This is a genomic window from Salmonella sp. SAL00672, assembly GCF_046552175.1.
Classification (GTDB): domain Bacteria; phylum Pseudomonadota; class Gammaproteobacteria; order Enterobacterales; family Enterobacteriaceae; genus Salmonella; species Salmonella enterica.
Genome location: NZ_JBGDUQ010000003.1, coordinates 53,533 through 71,857 on the forward strand (window position 1 = coordinate 53,533; position 18,325 = coordinate 71,857).

The 18,325-nt window shown below is 52.6% G+C and carries 13 protein-coding genes and 7 tRNA genes; 15 read left to right on the top strand and 5 right to left on the bottom strand.

The features are described 5' to 3' along the window. On the top strand, positions 1–1,305 hold the full coding sequence (gene tcuC / locus ACLJTG_RS10025; protein WP_410958961.1) for a tricarballylate/proton symporter TcuC: 1,305 nt from the start codon (positions 1–3) through the stop codon (positions 1,303–1,305). Positions 1,306–1,353: 48 nt separating this feature from the next. Here tcuC and chiQ read toward each other — a convergent pair whose 3' ends face one another. From chiQ to nagE, 4 genes are all read right to left on the bottom strand, one after another. Further along, complete coding sequence (gene chiQ, locus ACLJTG_RS10030; protein WP_000722258.1) at positions 1,354–1,686, bottom strand: ChiQ/YbfN family lipoprotein; 333 nt, start codon at positions 1,684–1,686, stop codon at positions 1,354–1,356. A gap of 49 nt (positions 1,687–1,735) precedes the next feature. Continuing rightward, positions 1,736–3,142 carry a chitoporin ChiP gene (gene chiP / locus ACLJTG_RS10035; RefSeq protein WP_001258803.1) on the bottom strand — a complete coding sequence of 469 codons (1,407 nt, stop codon included), beginning with the start codon at positions 3,140–3,142 and terminating at the stop codon, positions 1,736–1,738. Between the two features lie 451 nt (positions 3,143–3,593). Beyond that, positions 3,594–5,261, bottom strand: coding sequence for a glutamine--tRNA ligase (gene glnS / locus ACLJTG_RS10040; RefSeq protein WP_001287181.1), 1,668 nt, complete (start codon positions 5,259–5,261; stop codon positions 3,594–3,596). Positions 5,262–5,471: 210 nt separating this feature from the next. Beyond that, the gene (gene nagE, locus ACLJTG_RS10045; protein WP_001023068.1) at positions 5,472–7,424 is read right to left on the bottom strand and encodes a PTS N-acetyl glucosamine transporter subunit IIABC; all 1,953 of its coding nucleotides are present in this window, start codon (positions 7,422–7,424) and stop codon (positions 5,472–5,474) included. Positions 7,425–7,750: 326 nt separating this feature from the next. Between nagE and nagB the strand changes: the two genes are divergently transcribed. The 13 genes from nagB (at position 7,751) to ACLJTG_RS10110 (ending at position 15,385) form a co-directional block, all read left to right on the top strand. Then, positions 7,751–8,551: a glucosamine-6-phosphate deaminase gene (gene nagB / locus ACLJTG_RS10050; RefSeq protein WP_001237059.1), complete on the top strand. Its 801-nt coding sequence runs from the start codon at positions 7,751–7,753 to the stop codon at positions 8,549–8,551. Positions 8,552–8,610: 59 nt separating this feature from the next. Next, positions 8,611–9,765: an N-acetylglucosamine-6-phosphate deacetylase gene (gene nagA, locus ACLJTG_RS10055; RefSeq protein ID WP_000271191.1), complete on the top strand. Its 1,155-nt coding sequence runs from the start codon at positions 8,611–8,613 to the stop codon at positions 9,763–9,765. 4 nt (positions 9,766–9,769) lie between these two features. Next, on the top strand, positions 9,770–10,990 hold the full coding sequence (nagC, locus tag ACLJTG_RS10060) for a DNA-binding transcriptional regulator NagC (protein WP_000187578.1): 1,221 nt from the start codon (positions 9,770–9,772) through the stop codon (positions 10,988–10,990). A 46-nt stretch (positions 10,991–11,036) separates the two neighbouring features. Next, positions 11,037–11,789 carry a ribonucleotide monophosphatase NagD gene (gene nagD, locus ACLJTG_RS10065; protein ID WP_000153143.1) on the top strand — a complete coding sequence of 251 codons (753 nt, stop codon included), beginning with the start codon at positions 11,037–11,039 and terminating at the stop codon, positions 11,787–11,789. Between the two features lie 289 nt (positions 11,790–12,078). Continuing rightward, complete coding sequence (gene asnB / locus ACLJTG_RS10070; RefSeq protein ID WP_000337041.1) at positions 12,079–13,743, top strand: asparagine synthase B; 1,665 nt, start codon at positions 12,079–12,081, stop codon at positions 13,741–13,743. Between the two features lie 222 nt (positions 13,744–13,965). Beyond that, a tRNA-Met gene (locus ACLJTG_RS10075) sits at positions 13,966–14,042 on the top strand. A gap of 8 nt (positions 14,043–14,050) precedes the next feature. Continuing rightward, a tRNA-Leu gene (locus ACLJTG_RS10080) sits at positions 14,051–14,135 on the top strand. 23 nt (positions 14,136–14,158) lie between these two features. Then, a tRNA-Gln gene (locus ACLJTG_RS10085) sits at positions 14,159–14,233 on the top strand. 35 nt (positions 14,234–14,268) lie between these two features. Then, positions 14,269–14,343 (top strand) — tRNA-Gln (locus ACLJTG_RS10090). 15 nt (positions 14,344–14,358) lie between these two features. Beyond that, a tRNA-Met gene (locus ACLJTG_RS10095) sits at positions 14,359–14,435 on the top strand. A gap of 46 nt (positions 14,436–14,481) precedes the next feature. Beyond that, positions 14,482–14,556: transfer RNA gene (locus ACLJTG_RS10100), tRNA-Gln, on the top strand. Between the two features lie 43 nt (positions 14,557–14,599). Continuing rightward, positions 14,600–14,674, top strand: a tRNA-Gln gene (locus ACLJTG_RS10105). Between the two features lie 135 nt (positions 14,675–14,809). Further along, on the top strand, positions 14,810–15,385 hold the full coding sequence (locus tag ACLJTG_RS10110) for a membrane protein (RefSeq protein WP_001109079.1): 576 nt from the start codon (positions 14,810–14,812) through the stop codon (positions 15,383–15,385). A 66-nt stretch (positions 15,386–15,451) separates the two neighbouring features. Here the strand turns inward: ACLJTG_RS10110 and ubiF are convergent, their stop codons facing one another. Next, positions 15,452–16,627 carry a 3-demethoxyubiquinol 3-hydroxylase gene (gene ubiF / locus ACLJTG_RS10115; RefSeq protein WP_000184633.1) on the bottom strand — a complete coding sequence of 392 codons (1,176 nt, stop codon included), beginning with the start codon at positions 16,625–16,627 and terminating at the stop codon, positions 15,452–15,454. Positions 16,628–16,770: 143 nt separating this feature from the next. Here ubiF and miaB point away from each other — a divergent pair, with 143 nt between their 5' ends. Further along, a complete protein-coding gene (miaB, locus tag ACLJTG_RS10120) occupies positions 16,771–18,195 on the top strand; it encodes a tRNA (N6-isopentenyl adenosine(37)-C2)-methylthiotransferase MiaB (protein WP_001519200.1) in 1,425 nt (474 codons plus the stop codon). Positions 18,196–18,325: the final 130 nt, after the last annotated feature.

The following is an 18,325-nucleotide window of genomic DNA, read 5'->3' on the forward strand; positions in this document are numbered from 1 at the left end:
ATGGCACAACACACACCTGCAACATCGCGCGCCGGCACGTTCGGCGCAATACTGCGCGTGACAAGCGGCAATTTCCTTGAACAGTTTGATTTTTTCTTGTTCGGATTTTACGCCACCTATATCGCCAGAACGTTTTTTCCGGCGGAAAGCGAATTTGCCTCATTAATGTTGACCTTTGCCGTCTTTGGCTCCGGTTTTTTAATGCGCCCCGTCGGCGCGATTGTGCTTGGCGCCTATATTGACAGAATCGGACGTCGTAAAGGGCTGATGGTGACGCTGGCGATTATGGGCTGCGGTACGTTGCTCATCGCCCTCGTCCCCGGCTACCAAACGATCGGCCTGGCAGCGCCTGCGTTGGTGCTGTTGGGCCGGTTATTACAAGGATTTTCTGCGGGCGTTGAGTTAGGCGGCGTCTCGGTCTATCTGTCCGAAATCGCAACGCCAGGCAATAAAGGGTTTTATACCAGCTGGCAATCCGCCAGTCAGCAGGTCGCGATCGTTGTCGCCGCGTTGATTGGTTATAGCCTGAATATCACGCTGGGACACGACGCGATATCGGAGTGGGGCTGGCGAATTCCGTTCTTTATCGGCTGTATGATCATTCCGCTGATTTTTGTTTTACGTCGTTCATTACAAGAAACAGAGGCGTTTTTACAACGCAAGCATCGCCCCGACACCAGGGAAATTTTTGCAACTATCGCCAAAAACTGGCGCATTATTACGGCCGGAACGCTGCTGGTGGCGATGACCACCACAACGTTTTATTTTATCACCGTTTATACGCCGACCTATGGCAGAACCGTGCTTAATCTCAGCACGCGGGACAGTTTGATCGTCACCATGTTGGTGGGGGTGTCCAATTTTATCTGGTTACCCATTGGCGGCGCGATTTCCGACCGGATTGGCCGTCGCGCCGTGTTAATGGGCATTACGTTGCTGGCGCTGATCACCACCTGGCCCGTCATGCAGTGGCTGACCGCCGCGCCTGACTTTACCCGCATGACGCTGGTACTGCTGTGGTTCTCTTTCTTTTTTGGCATGTATAACGGCGCAATGGTCGCGGCGTTAACCGAAGTGATGCCAGTCTATGTGCGTACCGTTGGTTTCTCGCTGGCCTTTAGCCTGGCGACGGCGATTTTTGGCGGCCTGACGCCGGCCATCTCTACCGCGCTGGTAAAGTTAACCGGCGACAAAAGCTCGCCCGGCTGGTGGCTGATGTGCGCGGCGTTATGTGGACTTGCCGCGACGGCGATGCTGTTTGTACGTCTGAGTCGCGGCTATATCGCGGCAGAAAATAAAGCCTGAAAAAACCACGGGCGGAAAACATTCGCCCGTGGGTGGCAAGGCAGGTTTTTATTGCACGTTATTATGACTGCGAATTTCCTGCCAGACCTTGTCGCAGTCAGCCTTGACCGCCTGATCGTTACCCGTGCGCGTCGCCTGAATGCACTGCTGATAGTCCAGTACCCGCACGCTTTCTTCGTTAGCAAATTGCTGATGTTTGCGGTCTTTTTTAAGGACATTCAGTACGCTTTGGCAGGCCTCTATCTTCTCAGGCGAGCCCTGTGCGGTATTGATACAGGCGCTGTACGCCTCTTTCAGCCGGCTATCTTCTTCCGGCGCGGGTGATGACGCGCAGGCCGTCAAACCGGCGGTCATGCTGGCGATGAGTAAAATTTTTTTCATAGGTCGTTCCTCAACAGCGCGGCAGACCGGCAGCCTGCCGCATCTGACATCAGAAAATAGTGAATGGCGCAATAACGATAAATTTCACGTCACGTTCATCCTGGAAGATGTTGCCGTAACCACCGCCCCAGCTTGGAATATTGGAGTGGTTGTCATATTCGGTGAAGTGCAGTTTGAACATGGTGCCTTTGGCACGCCCCTCCTGCAGGGTATAGACCGCATCCAGACTGTATGAGGACTCTTCGATAGTGCGGTTTTTGTCGTAGTAAGCATCCGGGTTACTTTGCCAGGTTGCCGGTTTAGCATCCCAGGCGTAAACGTAAGACGCGCCCACAGCCCAGCCCGGCAGATTCCAGTTTTTCAGGTCATACATCGCGCCGAAGAAAACCGCCTTTTCACCGTTAGCGTTAAAATCGGAGCGGTTATCCCACCAGATATCCAGACGACCGTTTGAAGAGGCGTAGGTTGGCGTCATACGTTGCAGAAAATAGCCCTGCTGACCGTCCGCTTTCACCCAGGTGCCTTCCAGACGCAGGTCAACCACTTCCGCGACTTTGTAGCCGAAGGTCAACGCCTGCAGCCAGGCCGTACCGTCGTAAATATCATTCACGCTGCGATCGTCTACTTTGTCGCGCGCGCCGTAGAACTGGTAACTGGTGGTGAACGGATTGCCGCCTAAATCAAATTTATAGCTGGCCTTCGCGAAATACTGATCGACATAGCCTTCGGACTGACCAAACGCCGCTTCCAGCACCAGATCATTTTTGAAGTCGTACTTCGCGCCGATGGAGTGGAGATAATCCACATTGGTTTTTTTATCCGCCTGATAAAACTTATCCATTTCGGTATGCCACGGCGCTTTATATTCGTTAGTCCACATGTAGGAAAAACTTAACGCGCCCGCATCGCCATAGTCAAAACTGGCGCCGGCTTCCGCACCCTGATAGGTACCCGGCATAAAACTCCAGTGCGGCGCTAACAGTGTCTGACCGGTAGGCTGAATATAACCGGCGCGCGCCCAGACCGGGCCATATTTAAATTTCGCGGCGGCTTTATAAAGACTGATACCGCTCTTATCGCCGGAATAGTCTTCGTCGTAGCCTTTATTCTTTTTCGAGAAAGCAATTTCGTTTGGATGACCGCTGTCGCCGTTTTCTGCCATTTCAATCGCGGTAAACGCCGCGATATCCAGACCGAACATATCCGCAGCGTAACCAGACTGAAAATCCAGGTTAGCGTTCCAGGTCGCATGAGAAAGGTTAGTTTTATATTTGTCGCCGTCGGTCACATCTTTGCGATCGCGTTCACGCTGCCAATAATAGATGCCGCCCGTTAACGTGGAGTCGTCGAAAAAGCCGGAGGCTTGCGCCTGCGGAACAACGATCCACCCCGACATTGCTGTGATACCGGCGATAGCCAGAGCCAGCGTACTACGTTTGCCACTAAACGTACGCATAAGTTAATCCTCTTTGACGTATAAATTGCTGCCGACAAAAGCGAACAGCGAAAAAATAAAAATAAAAAGTAGCGCTGAGAAACCTCATTTACTACGTTAAATAGACTATTTTTCGCGATGCGAATTATCAATCTCTTTCTGTAACCAGTATGTAATAATATGAGCAACCGCACATATTTAATTGCTTTCTGTTACATTCAACTGCTGGTGGGGGAAGCAGACCACCAGAAAGAAAATTGACTTGTTCTCCATAGGCATGAAAATAATTGTCTCCTGTTGACCTGACGCTTATAACATTTAGATTAATAATCATTTATCAGATCAATAATTTTCAGAGAATAATTAATTCGCCTCGCAAAAAAGAGAATCGACTTAGAAATGCAGAGAAAAAACGCCGCAAAACGCGGCGTTGACAAGGTATTTTTACAGCATTCGCCTGTTGGCGCAGTGCTTATTCGCCCGCTTTCGCCCAGGTATCACGCAGGCCCACGGTGCGGTTAAAGACCAGCTTATCGGCCGTTGCATAGCGGCTGTCAAGGCAGAAGTAACCTTCACGTTCAAACTGGAAAGCTTTCCCTGCTACCGCCGCTTTCAGCGACGGCTCGCCATACCCCTGCTTAATCACTAATGATTCGGGGTTGATAACAGACAGGAAGTCCTCCGCGGCGCCCGGGTTCGGCACGCTGAACAGACGGTCGTAGAGACGAATTTCAATCGGCAGCGCATGTGCTGCGCTAACCCAGTGGATTACGCCTTTCACTTTACGCCCGTCAGCCGGATCTTTACTCAGCGTATCGGCATCATAGGTACAGAAGATGGTGGTGATATTCCCTTCGGCATCCTTCTCTACGCGCTCCGCTTTAATGACGTAGGCATTACGCAGACGCACTTCTTTGCCCATCACCAGACGCTTGTACTGCTTGTTCGCTTCTTCGCGGAAATCTGCGCGATCGATCCAGATCTCACCGCTAAACGGCACTTCACGGCTGCCCATCTCCGGTTTATTCGGATGGTTAGGCATGGTAACCATTTCGCTCTCGCCCTGCGGGTAGTTTTCGATAACCAGTTTTACCGGATCGATTACCGCCATCGCGCGCGGCGCGTTTTCGTTCAGATCTTCGCGAATGCAGGATTCCAGCGACGCCATCTCAATAGTGTTGTCCTGCTTGGTGACGCCGATGCGTTTGCAGAACTCACGAATAGAAGCCGCGGTATAGCCGCGACGGCGCAGACCGGAAATAGTCGGCATACGCGGATCATCCCAGCCTTCGACGTGTTTGTCGGTCACCAGCAGGTTCAGCTTACGCTTGGACATCACGGTGTATTCCAGATTCAGCCGCGAGAATTCGTACTGGCGCGGGTGAACCGGAATGGTGATGTTGTCCAGCACCCAGTCGTACAGACGACGGTTGTCCTGGAACTCCAGCGTACACAGAGAATGAGTAATGCCTTCCAGCGCATCGCTGATGCAGTGAGTAAAGTCGTACATCGGGTAGATGCACCACTTGTTGCCGGTCTGATGATGCTCGGCGAATTTAATGCGATACAGCACCGGATCGCGCATCACGATAAACGGCGACGCCATGTCGATTTTAGCGCGCAGACAGGCTTTACCCTCTTCAAAACCGCCGGTACGCATTTTTTCAAATAGCGCGAGGTTCTCTTCGACGCTGCGATCGCGGAACGGGCTGTTTTTACCCGGCGCGGTCAGCGTACCGCGGTATTCGCGGATCTGCTCCGGCGTCAGCTCATCAACGTAGGCCAGGCCTTTATTGATCAGCTCGACCGCATAGGCGTGCAGTTGGTCAAAGTAATCGGAGGAGTAGCGAATATCGCCAGACCAGTGAAAGCCTAACCACTCGACGTCGTTTTTGATCGAATCAACGTACTCGATATCTTCTTTTACCGGGTTGGTGTCATCGAAACGCAGGTTGCACTGGCCCTGATAATCTTGCGCGATGCCAAAGTTCAGGCAGATAGATTTCGCGTGGCCGATGTGCAGATAGCCATTCGGCTCCGGCGGAAAACGGGTATGGACAGTGGTATGTTTACCACTCGCCAGATCTTCATCAATAATCTGACGAATAAAGTTAGTCGGGCGGGCTTCAGCCTCACTCATCGTGGATTCCTCAAAGCGTAAACAACGTATAACGGCATATGATCTTATAAGCCGGACAGACTGACAACCTTTAGTTACTTAAAAAGTGGCTTTGCAGAAAATATTGGGGCTAATTGCGGTAAAAAAAAGCGGCGAAGGTTTCCCTCTGCCGCTTATGTTTCCTGTGATATCGCCGGATGGCGTCTTACGCCTTATCCGGCCAGGAAGCGATTATTTGCTCTTGATCTCGTACAGTGGCGTTTTACCCGCTACCACGTGACCATCCGCTTTGATGACCAGAGCGCTGAAGTCATCGCTGTTGCTGCAAACAACCGGGCTTATCATGGAGCGCGCGTTGGCATTCAGGAAGTCCAGATCCAGTTCCAGCACCGGCTGACCCGCCGTGACTTCCGCACCCTCTTCTACCAGACGCTTGAAGCCCTGACCGTTCAGCGCGACGGTATCGATACCCATATGGACAACGATCTCCGCGCCTTTTTCGGTTTCCAGACAGAACGCGTGGTTAGTGTTGAAGATTTTCACGATAGTACCCGCCGCCGGAGAAACCACGGTTTTATCGGTGGGTTTCACCGCCACGCCGTCGCCGACCGCTTTGCTGGCGAAAGCTTCATCCGGTACCTGATCCAGCGCCACTACCTCACCGGTAATCGGAGAGACCAGTTCAGCGATAGTCACCGCATTCGGCACCGCCTGGGGTTTGGCCGCCGGAGCAGGTGTTGCAACGTGAGCCGCATCAGCAGACGCTGCCGCGACCGGCCCCCGCGCCACCACTTTCTTCATTTCATCGCCAATCGATTCCGCTTTCGCGCCGACAATAACCTGAATGGTCTGTTTGTTCAGTTTCACCACGCCGGAAGCGCCGAGGCGTTTGCAGGCCGCATCGTTGACGCGAGCAGAGTCGTTCACGGTCAGGCGCAGACGGGTAATACACGCATCGATCGCTTTCAGGTTGTCCGTACCGCCAACCGCAGCAATATAGCTGGTCGCCAGTTGCGTTAACCCTTCTTCGGTGTTGCTGTTGGCTTCTTCCGTTACCATCTCATCAACTTTATCTTCGCGGCCCGGCGTTTTCAGGTTAAACATACGAATAACCGCGCTGAACAGCAGGAAGTAGATGATAAAGAATACAACGCCCATCACCAGCAACATCCAGACGTTATTGCTGGCCGCTGGCAGGTTATACATCAGAACATAGTCGATCGCGCCTGCCGAGAAAGAGAAGCCCGCATGGATACCCAGCAACGTCGCGACGAACAGGCTGATACCGGTCAAAATGGCGTGCAGGAGGTACAGCAGCGGCGCCAGGAACATAAACAGGAATTCCAGCGGCTCGGTTACGCCGGTCAGAAACGCGGTGATCGCGACAGACAGCAGCATACCGCCCACCATCGGACGACGTTCTTTCGGCGCGGCGAAATACATCGCCAGAGCGGCACCCGGCAGGCCAAACATCATGATCGGGAAGAAGCCGGACATAAACATCCCCGCCGTGCCGTCGCCAGCATAGAAGCGGTTGATGTCGCCGTGGAATACAGTGCCTGCGGCATTGGTGAATTCGCCAATCTGGAACCAGGCGATGGTGTTCAGTACCTGATGCAGACCGGTGGGGATCAGCAGACGGTTGATGAAGCCAAAGATACCGGAACCCAGCGCGCCTGCGGAAACGATCCATTCACCGCCCGCATGGATGCCATGCTGTACCGGCGGCCAGACGTAACCGAAAATAGCGGCCAGCACCAGACAGAAAAAGCCCGTTGCGATCGGCACAAAACGTTTTCCACCGAAGAAACTGAGAAAATCAGGCAGTTTGATACCAGACCAGCGATTATAAACCGCGCCGCCGACCAGACCGGTAATAATCCCCGCCAGCACGCCCATGTTGATTTCCGGGTTAATCGTCACCATCGCTTTGGTCATGACGAAGTAACCCACGGCTCCCGCCAGCGCTGCCGCGCCTGCGCTATCTTTAGACCAACTGGAGGCCACGCCGATAGCGAAAACCAACGCCAGGTTATCGAAAATAGACCCGCCCGCTTGCGCGATAAACGGCATATTCAGCAAATCTGGTTGGCCGAATCGCAGCAACAACGCTGCCACCGGCAACACGGCGATAGGGAGCTGCAACGCCCTACCCAGCCGCTGGAAAAAACCTAAAATATTCATCTTATTCCCCCTACGAGACGCCGATATGGCTTCTTTGAAGCCGTTTTTTATTGTGCTGCAAACGTTAAAAACGTGATGTTCTGTAATCGAACGGTGAGATCATCTTCTGCAGAGTGTGTGGAAAATTAATTCGCCTCGCAAATTAAACGGGTGTTTTTTGTGATTATAATCACTAAATATCGTAATTACCCCCACCATCCACTGGCTAACACGGAAAACTTATTTTATGATTCAAAAAATCAGGACGGATTGAACACGAACCCTGGATATCCAGGTTACGCTTAATACGATCCGCCAAATTTTGACATTGATTATTGAGGTGAAGAATGAGACTGATCCCCCTGAGTACCGCAGAACAGGTTGGCAAATGGGCCGCTCGCCATATCGTTAACCGTATTAATGCGTTCAAACCGACCGCCGATCGTCCGTTTGTCCTTGGACTGCCTACCGGCGGCACGCCGCTAACGGCGTACAAAGCGCTGGTTGAGATGCACAAAGCGGGCGAGGTCAGCTTTAAGCATGTGGTCACCTTTAATATGGACGAATATGTTGGCCTGCCGAAAGAGCACCCGGAAAGCTACCACAGCTTTATGCATCGTAACTTTTTCGATCACGTTGATATTCCAGCAGAAAACATCAATCTTCTCAACGGTAACGCACCGGATATCGATGCAGAATGCCGTCAATATGAAGAAAAAATTCGTTCTTACGGTAAAATCCATCTGTTTATGGGCGGCGTCGGCAACGACGGTCACATCGCCTTTAACGAACCGGCGTCTTCCCTGGCTTCCCGTACCCGTATCAAAACGTTAACCCATGATACTCGCGTAGCGAACTCCCGCTTCTTTGACGGCGACGTAAACCAGGTGCCGAAATACGCGCTGACGGTAGGCGTGGGCACGCTGCTGGATGCGGAAGAAGTGATGATTCTGGTGCTGGGCCATCAGAAAGCCCAGGCGCTGCAGGCGGCGGTTGAAGGCAACGTCAACCATATGTGGACTATTAGCTGCCTGCAACTCCATCCGAAAGCGGTTGTGGTATGCGATGAGCCTTCCACAATGGAACTTAAAGTTAAAACATTGAAATATTTCAATGAATTAGAAGCAGAAAATATTAAAGGTCTGTAATGTTGTCTCCGCCCCGCCAGTCAATGCGGGGCGGTAAATTTTTGATATCGGGGGTCGGAATGTATGCTTTAACCCAGGGCCGGATCTTTACCGGTCACGAAATTCTTGATGACCATGCGCTTGTTGTCGCTAATGGCCTGATTGACCGCGTTTGTCCGATGGCCGAACTGCCGCCGGGAATAGAACAACGCTCATTGAATGGGGCCATTCTCTCCCCCGGTTTTATTGATGTGCAGCTAAACGGCTGCGGCGGCGTGCAGTTTAACGATACCACAGAAGCCGTCAGCGTTGAAACGCTGGAAATTATGCAGAAAGCCAATGAAAAATCGGGCTGTACTAACTTTCTGCCAACGCTTATCACTACCAGCGACGAATTGATGAAACAGGGTATTCGCGTCATGCGCGAATACCTGGAAAAACATCCGCACCAGGCGCTGGGTCTCCACCTGGAAGGGCCCTGGCTTAATCTGGTAAAAAAAGGCACCCATAATCCTGATTTCGTGCGTAAACCAGACGCTGCGCTGGTTGATTTCTTGTGCGATAATGCCGACGTCATCACCAAAGTTACACTCGCGCCGGAAATGGTGCCTGCCGACGTAATCGCTAAACTGGCGAATGCGGGCATTGTGGTTTCCGCAGGCCACTCCAACGCGACGTTAAAAGAGGCAAAAGCGGGCTTCCGCGCCGGGATTACCTTTGCGACTCACCTGTTTAACGCGATGCCGTACATTACAGGGCGTGAGCCGGGCCTTGCTGGCGCTGTTCTGGACGAAGCGGATATTTATTGCGGCATTATCGCCGATGGTCTGCATGTCGACTACGCCAACATTCGCAATGCCAAACGCCTGAAAGGCGACAAACTTTGTCTGGTGACAGACGCCACCGCACCGGCGGGGGCCAATATTGAGCAGTTCATTTTCGCAGGTAAAACAATATACTACCGCAATGGACTGTGTGTGGATGAAAACGGTACGTTGAGCGGTTCGTCCTTAACCATGATTGAAGGCGTACGCAACCTGGTCGCGCATTGCGGCATCGCGCTGGATGAAGTGCTGCGCATGGCAACGCTCTATCCGGCTCGCGCTATCGGCGTTGATAAACATCTCGGTAGCATTGCGCCGGGTAAAGTCGCCAACCTGACCGCGTTCACCCACGATTTTAAAATTATCAAGACCATCGTTAATGGTGACGAGGTCGTTGACTTGAGTAAGTGAGAATATGACACCAGGCGGACAAGCTCAGATAGGTAACGTTGATCTCGTAAAACAGCTTAACAGCGCGGCCGTTTACCGCCTGATTGACCAACATGGTCCTATCTCGCGCATACAAATTGCCGAGCAAAGCCAGCTTGCTCCCGCCAGCGTAACGAAAATTACGCGTCAACTCATTGAACGCGGGCTGATCAAAGAAGTCGATCAGCAGGCCTCTACCGGAGGCCGCCGCGCTATCTCTATCGTCACGGAAACCCGTAACTTCCATGCCATTGGCGTTCGCCTGGGCCGTCATGACACCACTTTAACGCTCTACGATCTGAGCAGTAAAGTGGTCGCTGAGGAGCATTATCCGCTACCGGAGCGCACCCAGGAGACGCTGGAACATGCGCTGCTCAACACCATCGCCGTCTTTATTGATAGCTGTCAGCGTAAAATTCGTGAATTGATCGCTATCTCGGTGATCCTGCCAGGGCTTGTCGATCCGGAAAGCGGCGTGATTCGTTACATGCCGCACATTCAGGTTGAAAACTGGGGACTGGTCGAAGCGCTGGAAAAACGGTTTCACGTTACCTGTTTCGTGGGACACGATATCCGTAGCCTGGCGCTGGCGGAACACTACTTCGGCGCCAGTCAGGATTGCGAGGACTCGATTCTGGTGCGCGTTCATCGTGGTACAGGCGCCGGGATTATCTCCAACGGACGCATCTTCATTGGCCGTAACGGCAACGTCGGCGAAATTGGGCATATTCAGGTGGAGCCGTTGGGCGAGCGCTGCCACTGCGGTAATTTCGGCTGTCTGGAAACCATTGCCGCCAATGCGGCGATTGAACAACGGGTGCTGAATTTGCTTAAACAAGGGTATCAAAGCCGTGTTCCGCTTGACGACTGCACGATTAAAACCATCTGTAAGGCGGCAAACCGGGGTGACAGCCTGGCCTCGGAAGTCATTGAGCATGTTGGTCGCCATTTGGGCAAAACGATCGCCATTGCTATCAACCTGTTTAATCCGCAAAAAATCGTCATTGCCGGCGAGATCATTGAAGCCGATAAAGTCCTGTTGCCCGCTATCGAAAGCTGTATCAATACTCAGGCGTTAAAGGCATTTCGCAAAAATTTGCCGGTGGTACGCTCCACGCTGGATCACCGTTCTGCTATCGGCGCATTTGCCTTAGTTAAACGCGCCATGCTCAACGGAACATTGCTGCAACGTTTGCTGGAAAGTTGATGCGCTCTTATAGTATCGGATTATTCACAAATTCCTTGGGTAGTTCATGACCATCAAGAATGTAATCTGCGATATCGACGGCGTGCTGATGCACGACAACGTAGCCGTACCCGGTGCGGCGGAATTTCTGACGGGGATTCTGGAAAAAGGTCTGCCGCTGGTGCTGCTGACCAATTACCCATCGCAAACCGGCCAGGATCTGGCGAACCGTTTTGCTACCGCTGGCGTTAACGTGCCGGACAGCGTGTTTTATACGTCAGCAATGGCGACAGCCGATTTTCTGCGCCGTCAGGAAGGTAAAAAAGCGTATGTCGTGGGCGAAGGCGCGCTTATTCACGAGCTCTATAAAGCGGGTTTTACCATTACCGATGTGAACCCTGATTTTGTCATCGTTGGAGAAACCCGCTCCTACAACTGGGACATGATGCATAAAGCAGCATTTTTCGTCGCCAATGGCGCGCGCTTTATCGCCACCAACCCGGATACCCACGGTCGCGGCTTTTATCCGGCCTGCGGCGCGCTGTGCGCAGGCATTGAAAAAATTTCCGGCCGGAAGCCATTTTATGTCGGCAAACCCAGCCCGTGGATCATCCGCGCGGCGTTAAACAAAATGCAGGCGCACTCGGAAGAGACCGTTATTGTCGGCGATAACCTGCGCACCGACATTCTGGCGGGGTTCCAGGCCGGTCTGGAGACCATTCTGGTGCTTTCAGGCGTATCAACGATCAATGATATTGACAGTATGCCGTTCCGCCCAAGCTGGATTTACCCTTCCGTCGCCGAGATAGACGTTATCTAAACCTGTCCTCTGCCTGATGACGCATAGCTTTCAGGCCTACGGTTCGAACAACATTGTAGGTCTGATAAGCGAAACGCCATCAGGAAAAACATAATTCAATTAATCCACGATAAAACTGAAGATCCATCAATAAATCCGCGCAATACGTAATCATTTTTCACTAATCAACAATGACGATTGCATTTTTCATTTTTCAGACCGTAATCCCCTTGCGCCTTCCACGCCTTTGCGGCATTTTTTAGTCAAGCAAATACAAAAAGTACGACGCAACAGATTAACGGAGAAGGCTATGTGTTCTATTTTCGGCGTATTCGATATCAAAACAGATGCAGCGGAACTGCGTAAAAAAGCCCTTGAACTGTCACGCCTGATGCGCCATCGCGGCCCGGACTGGTCCGGCATCTACGCTTGCGATAACGCGATTCTCGCACATGAACGCTTGTCGATTGTTGATGTTAACGCTGGCGCCCAGCCCCTGTATAACGCCAGAAAAACCCACGTACTGGCGGTGAACGGTGAAATTTATAACCATCAGACGTTACGCGCGGAGTATGGCGATCGTTACGCGTTCCAGACAGGCTCCGACTGCGAAGTTATTCTCGCGCTGTATCAGGAAAAAGGGCCGGATTTCCTTGACGATTTACAGGGGATGTTCGCCTTCGCCCTGTATGACAGCGAAAAAGACGCTTATCTGATTGGTCGTGACCATATCGGTATTATTCCGCTCTATATGGGTTATGACGAATTCGGCAACTTCTACGTAGCGTCAGAAATGAAAGCGCTGACCCCGGTCTGCCGCACCATTAAAGAGTTCCCGGCGGGCAGCTACCTGTGGAGCAAAGACGGCGAAATTCGTCAGTACTATCAGCGCGACTGGTTTGAGTTCGATGCGGTAAAAGACAACGTTACCGACAAAAACGCGCTGCGCCAGGCGCTGGAAGAATCCGTGAAAAGCCACCTGATGTCCGACGTCCCTTATGGCGTGCTGCTCTCCGGCGGTCTGGACTCGTCGGTTATTTCGGCAATCACCAAAAAATTCGCCGCCCGTCGCGTCGAAGATCAGGAGCGCTCCGAAGCCTGGTGGCCACAGTTGCACTCTTTTGCGGTCGGTCTGGAAGGTTCGCCTGACCTGAAGGCGGCCCAGGAAGTGGCTAACCACCTCGGCACCGTGCACCATGAAATTCACTTCACCGTGCAGGAAGGCCTTGATGCCATTCGTGATGTTATCTACCACATTGAAACCTATGACGTGACCACTATCCGCGCCTCAACGCCGATGTATCTGATGTCGCGTAAGATCAAAGCGATGGGCATCAAAATGGTACTCTCCGGCGAAGGTTCCGATGAGGTGTTTGGCGGCTACCTGTACTTCCATAAAGCGCCGAACGCCAAAGAGTTACATGAAGAGACGGTCCGTAAGCTACAGGCGCTGCATATGTATGACTGCGCCCGCGCCAACAAAGCGATGTCCGCCTGGGGCGTGGAAGCGCGCGTACCGTTCCTGGATAAAAAATTCCTCGACGTGGCGATGCGTATCAACCCACAGGATAAAATGTGCGGCAACGGCAAGATGGAAAAACACGTGCTGCGCGAGTGCTTCGAGTCTTATCTGCCAGCAAGCGTCGCGTGGCGTCAGAAAGAGCAATTCTCTGACGGCGTAGGTTACAGCTGGATTGATACGCTGAAAGAGGTGGCGGCGAAACAGATTTCCGATCAACAACTGGAAACCGCCCGCTTCCGCTTTCCATACAACACGCCGTCGTCTAAAGAGGCGTATCTGTACCGCGAAATTTTTGAAGAGCTGTTCCCGGTGCCGAGCGCGGCGGAATGCGTACCCGGCGGCCCGTCCGTGGCCTGTTCTTCCGCCAAAGCCATTGAGTGGGATGAAGCATTCAAAACGATGGATGACCCGTCAGGCCGCGCGGTCGGCGTGCATCAGTCGGCGTACCAGTAAATTAACGATGACGAAAGAGCCCTTAGGGGCTCTTTTTTTATAGCAAACTACTTTCGGAAAAACGATTAATAACCAATAATTGCCGAATATTGCGCCACGCTGTTCGCAACCTAACCAAACAGACACTTTCCGACGTTTTTCGATGAAAAAGAGGTTGACGCTTCAAGGCTCAATACGCATAATGCGCCCCGCAACGCCGATAAGGTAACGCGAAAAAAAGATGGCTACGTAGCTCAGTTGGTTAGAGCACATCACTCATAATGATGGGGTCACAGGTTCGAATCCCGTCGTAGCCACCATCTTTTTTGCGGGAGTGGCGAAATTGGTAGACGCACCAGATTTAGGTTCTGGCGCCGCAAGGTGTGCGAGTTCAAGTCTCGCCTCCCGCACCATTCACCGATAAGCGTTGTACGGATGGGGTATCGCCAAGCGGTAAGGCACCGGTTTTTGATACCGGCATTCCCTGGTTCGAATCCAGGTACCCCAGCCATATTTCTTCGAGTTTGCGGTTCACCGCGACGGTATTGGGGTATCGCCAAGCGGTAAGGCACCGGTTTTTGATACCGGCATTCCCTGGTTCGAATCCAGGTACCCCAGCCATCGAAGAAATCATCTGGCTACGTAGCTCAGTTGGTTAGAGCACATCACTCATAATGATGGGGTCACAGGTTCGAATCCCGTCGTAGCCACCATATTCAGAACACGTCGAGGTATTCGACCGGTTCGAAAATAATTTGTTGGGGTATCGCCAAGCGGTAAGGCACCGGATTCTGATTCCGGCATTCCGAGGTTCGAATCCTCGTACCCCAGCCAGTTTTAAAGACGCTCTGCTAATGAGCGCAAGAAGTACGACAATTGGGGTATCGCCAAGCGGTAAGGCACCGGATTCTGATTCCGGCATTCCGAGGTTCGAATCCTCGTACCCCAGCCACCTTTAAAAAGCTCGCTTCGGCGAGCTTTTTGCTTTTCTGCGTTTATAAATTCCGAAAGAGGTTTTCCCCTTAATGCCCTGCTATCAGTAAAACGCTATCATAAAGCCTTACAGGGAGCGTTCGGTAACCTCACAATGAATTACCAGTTTTGTTGGTATCTCTTTTTGCGGCCATTAACATTTTTTATGGTCGTCTTGCTCTGCGCTTTCACCTTCATTGATATCACGGCCAGCGCCGCCTGGTTGATTATTTTGGGTCTGGTTTACCCCGTGGCAGTGTCAATGAGGCTACATATACTGCACCAGAAAAAGGCCGTCATGTTGCGCCAGAATAGTGCGGAATGGATAGTGTATCTGCCAGGGATCCCTGTGCAAGAAAAACAAAGCGCGCTGATTAATGTCGCGTTTTCCTCGAAAACGGCGCTGCGTGGATTCTATATTCGCGCCCTGTCCAGCAAAGTCATTCTTCACATCATCACTTTTTATATTCTGTGGTTTGATGTCCAACATGCAACACTGACGTGGTATCGGATTATCGCCGCATTAATCACCCTGGCGATTCTTGTAAAATCAATGAGTTCCACATTACTGATGCTACATAAAGTAGTACGTTGCCAATACAACGTATGCACAATTGAAATGGCATCACCTTGGTATGAAATTGATTTTAAAGGGAAATTAGGTTTATGTGCTTTATTTGCAGTAAAGTAAGATGTCAATACGCTTACCCGACCTGCAATTGAGCGTTTTTACAAACCGGGTAAGGCATTCAGCGGGTTACAACCCCAACGCATACTTCAGCGCCTGACGTTTTAGCACGCCTGCGCGCTGCGCCGCCATCAGCCCCATATTGCGTAAAATACGCAGCGGCGGCAGTTCATTGCTGAACCCGGCATAAAACAGATCCATTCCACTTTGCATCATAAAATTATCTGCCATGCGCCGCGTCTGATAGCGTTTCAACACCGAATGGCTGGCCCAGGACTCGCCATAGCTACGGGCACTCGCCAGCACATCAATCAACGCATCAACATCCCGATACCCCAGGTTGACGCCCTGCCCGGCCAGCGGATGAATAGTATGCGCCGCGTCGCCTACCAGCGCCAGCCCCGGTTGCGCATACTGCAACGCGTGACGACGGGTTAGCGGAAACGCGCCCGCCGCGACAGGCATCACCGCCCCCAGACGCGCCGGAAAGTGCTGGTTAATTTCCACCTGCAATTGCGTCATCGATAAACCCTGCAGCTGGCGAATACGTGCCGGAGCGTCATACCACACCAGCGACGCCCAATCGTCGAACAGCGGCAAAAAAGCGCGCGGCCCCGTTGGCGTAAACTGCTGCCAGGTGCTGTCGCCTGGCGCATTTTCACACTTGACGGTGATAAGCATACACGACTGCGCATATTGCCAGGCATGAATGCCAATTCCCGCCATTTGCCGAACCTGCGAATTCGCGCCGTCGGCGCCAATCACTAACTTCGGCGTGATACATTCGCCGTCGGCCAGTTCCAGCGCATAACCATCGTGGCGGCGTTGCAATGCCGCCAGTGAAGCCGGAACGCGCAGCGTCACGCCGGGGTGCGCTTCCAGCGCCTGCCATAGCGCCTGTTGCAGGACGTTGTTCTCTACCATATAGCCTAACAGCGGCAGCTTGAGTTCAGCGGCGTCGAACACCACATGGGCGTTTTCCCACTCCCAGGTCTCCAGTCGCCGATAAGGATGGCTACGCATCCCCTGCACCGCCTCCCAAACGCCCAGTCCCTTGAGCAGCGCCACGGATGCCGCGCTAATGGCCGAAATCCGCACGTCAGGCTGGCTGTCCGCCACAAACGGCGCAGGCGCGGCATGTTCTATTACCATCACCGTAAACCCTTGCTGCGCCAGACCCAGCGCCAGCGCGCCGCCGACCATTCCCCCGCCGACAATGGCAATTTCCGTTGGTTGATTTGTCATGGTCATTCATCCTGTTACGTTTTAGACAAGTTTACAGGATTTTTTACCCATTAGGGCTGACGTCAGTCATACTGGTCACAACCGCGCCAAAGCATTACACTATACGCCCTGCTTTTCAGCCACTATTTCGCAAGAGCAAGTCGATGACTAAAAAACTCCATATTAAAACCTGGGGCTGTCAGATGAACGAGTACGATTCATCGAAGATGGCCGATCTGCTGGACGCCACCCACGGCTATCAACTGACCGACGTGGCGGAAGAGGCGGATGTGCTGCTGTTGAATACCTGCTCAATCCGCGAGAAGGCTCAGGAAAAAGTCTTCCATCAATTAGGTCGCTGGAGACTGTTAAAAGAGAAAAATCCCGATCTGATTATCGGCGTCGGCGGCTGCGTGGCTTCCCAGGAAGGCGAGCACATTCGTCAACGCGCCCATTACGTCGACATTATTTTTGGCCCGCAAACCTTACACCGCCTACCGGAGATGATTAACTCCGTGCGTGGCGACCGCAGCCCGGTGGTCGATATCAGCTTCCCGGAAATCGAGAAGTTCGACCGTTTGCCGGAACCGCGCGCCGAAGGCCCGACCGCTTTCGTTTCTATCATGGAAGGCTGCAATAAATATTGTACTTACTGCGTGGTACCGTATACCCGCGGTGAAGAAGTCAGCCGTCCCTCAGACGATATCCTGTTCGAAATCGCCCAGTTAGCGGCGCAGGGCGTGCGTGAGGTCAACCTGCTGGGCCAGAACGTTAACGCCTGGCGCGGAGAAAACTACGACGGCACCACCGGTACCTTTGCCGATCTGCTGCGTCTGGTTGCCGCCATCGACGGCATTGACCGTATTCGCTTTACCACCAGCCATCCGATTGAGTTCACCGACGATATTATCGAGGTGTACCGCGATACGCCGGAACTGGTCAGTTTCCTGCATCTGCCGGTACAGAGCGGTTCCGATCGCGTGTTGAATCTGATGGGGCGCACCCACACTGCGCTGGAATATAAAGCAATCATCCGTAAACTGCGCGCGGCGCGGCCGGACATTCAGATAAGCTCTGACTTTATCGTCGGATTCCCTGGCGAAACTACCGATGATTTCGAAAAAACCATGAAGCTTATCGCTGACGTCAACTTTGATATGAGCTACAGCTTTATCTTCTCTGCGCGTCCGGGAACGCCGGCTGCCGATATGGTTGATGACGTGCCGGAAGAAGAGAAGAAGCAGCGTCTGTATATTCTGCAAGAGCGTATCAATCAGCAGGCGATGGCATGGAGCCGCCGTATGCTCGGCACGACACAGCGCATTCTGGTGGAAGGCACGTCGCGTAAAAACATTATGGAACTGTCTGGCCGTACCGAAAACAATCGGGTGGTGAACTTTGAAGGCACGCCGGAGATGATTGGTAAGTTTGTCGATGTGGAAATTACTGACGTCTATCCGAACTCCCTGCGCGGAAAAGTGGTGCGTACCGAAGATGAAATGGGGCTGCGCGTCGCCGAAACGCCGGAGTCCGTCATTGCCCGTACCCGTAAAGAAAATGAGCTGGGCGTAGGATTCTACCAGCCTTAACCCTGCTGAAAAGGCAATAATGCCCGATGGCGCTACGCCTGTCGGGCTTCCTGGTCATGGCCTGTCGCCCGACGGGCCTTGCAATTTTCTCTCTTCATCCCCATCTTCATTGCAATGCTTGCGCCTTTTC

Excerpts from the sequence above, each read along its gene's own strand:
- nagC (WP_000187578.1), top strand. The coding sequence starts at position 9,770 with ATGACACCAGGCGGACAAGCTCAGATAGGTAACGTTGATCTCGTAAAA.
- miaB (WP_001519200.1), top strand. The coding sequence starts at position 16,771 with ATGACTAAAAAACTCCATATTAAAACCTGGGGCTGTCAGATGAACGAG.
- ACLJTG_RS10110 (WP_001109079.1), top strand. The coding sequence starts at position 14,810 with ATGAATTACCAGTTTTGTTGGTATCTCTTTTTGCGGCCATTAACATTT.
- nagE (WP_001023068.1), bottom strand. The coding sequence starts at position 7,424 with ATGAATATTTTAGGTTTTTTCCAGCGGCTGGGTAGGGCGTTGCAGCTC.
- chiP (WP_001258803.1), bottom strand. The coding sequence starts at position 3,142 with ATGCGTACGTTTAGTGGCAAACGTAGTACGCTGGCTCTGGCTATCGCC.
- nagD (WP_000153143.1), top strand. The coding sequence starts at position 11,037 with ATGACCATCAAGAATGTAATCTGCGATATCGACGGCGTGCTGATGCAC.
- ubiF (WP_000184633.1), bottom strand. The coding sequence starts at position 16,627 with ATGACAAATCAACCAACGGAAATTGCCATTGTCGGCGGGGGAATGGTC.
- tcuC (WP_410958961.1), top strand. The coding sequence starts at position 1 with ATGGCACAACACACACCTGCAACATCGCGCGCCGGCACGTTCGGCGCA.
- nagA (WP_000271191.1), top strand. The coding sequence starts at position 8,611 with ATGTATGCTTTAACCCAGGGCCGGATCTTTACCGGTCACGAAATTCTT.
- asnB (WP_000337041.1), top strand. The coding sequence starts at position 12,079 with ATGTGTTCTATTTTCGGCGTATTCGATATCAAAACAGATGCAGCGGAA.
- chiQ (WP_000722258.1), bottom strand. The coding sequence starts at position 1,686 with ATGAAAAAAATTTTACTCATCGCCAGCATGACCGCCGGTTTGACGGCC.
- glnS (WP_001287181.1), bottom strand. The coding sequence starts at position 5,261 with ATGAGTGAGGCTGAAGCCCGCCCGACTAACTTTATTCGTCAGATTATT.
- nagB (WP_001237059.1), top strand. The coding sequence starts at position 7,751 with ATGAGACTGATCCCCCTGAGTACCGCAGAACAGGTTGGCAAATGGGCC.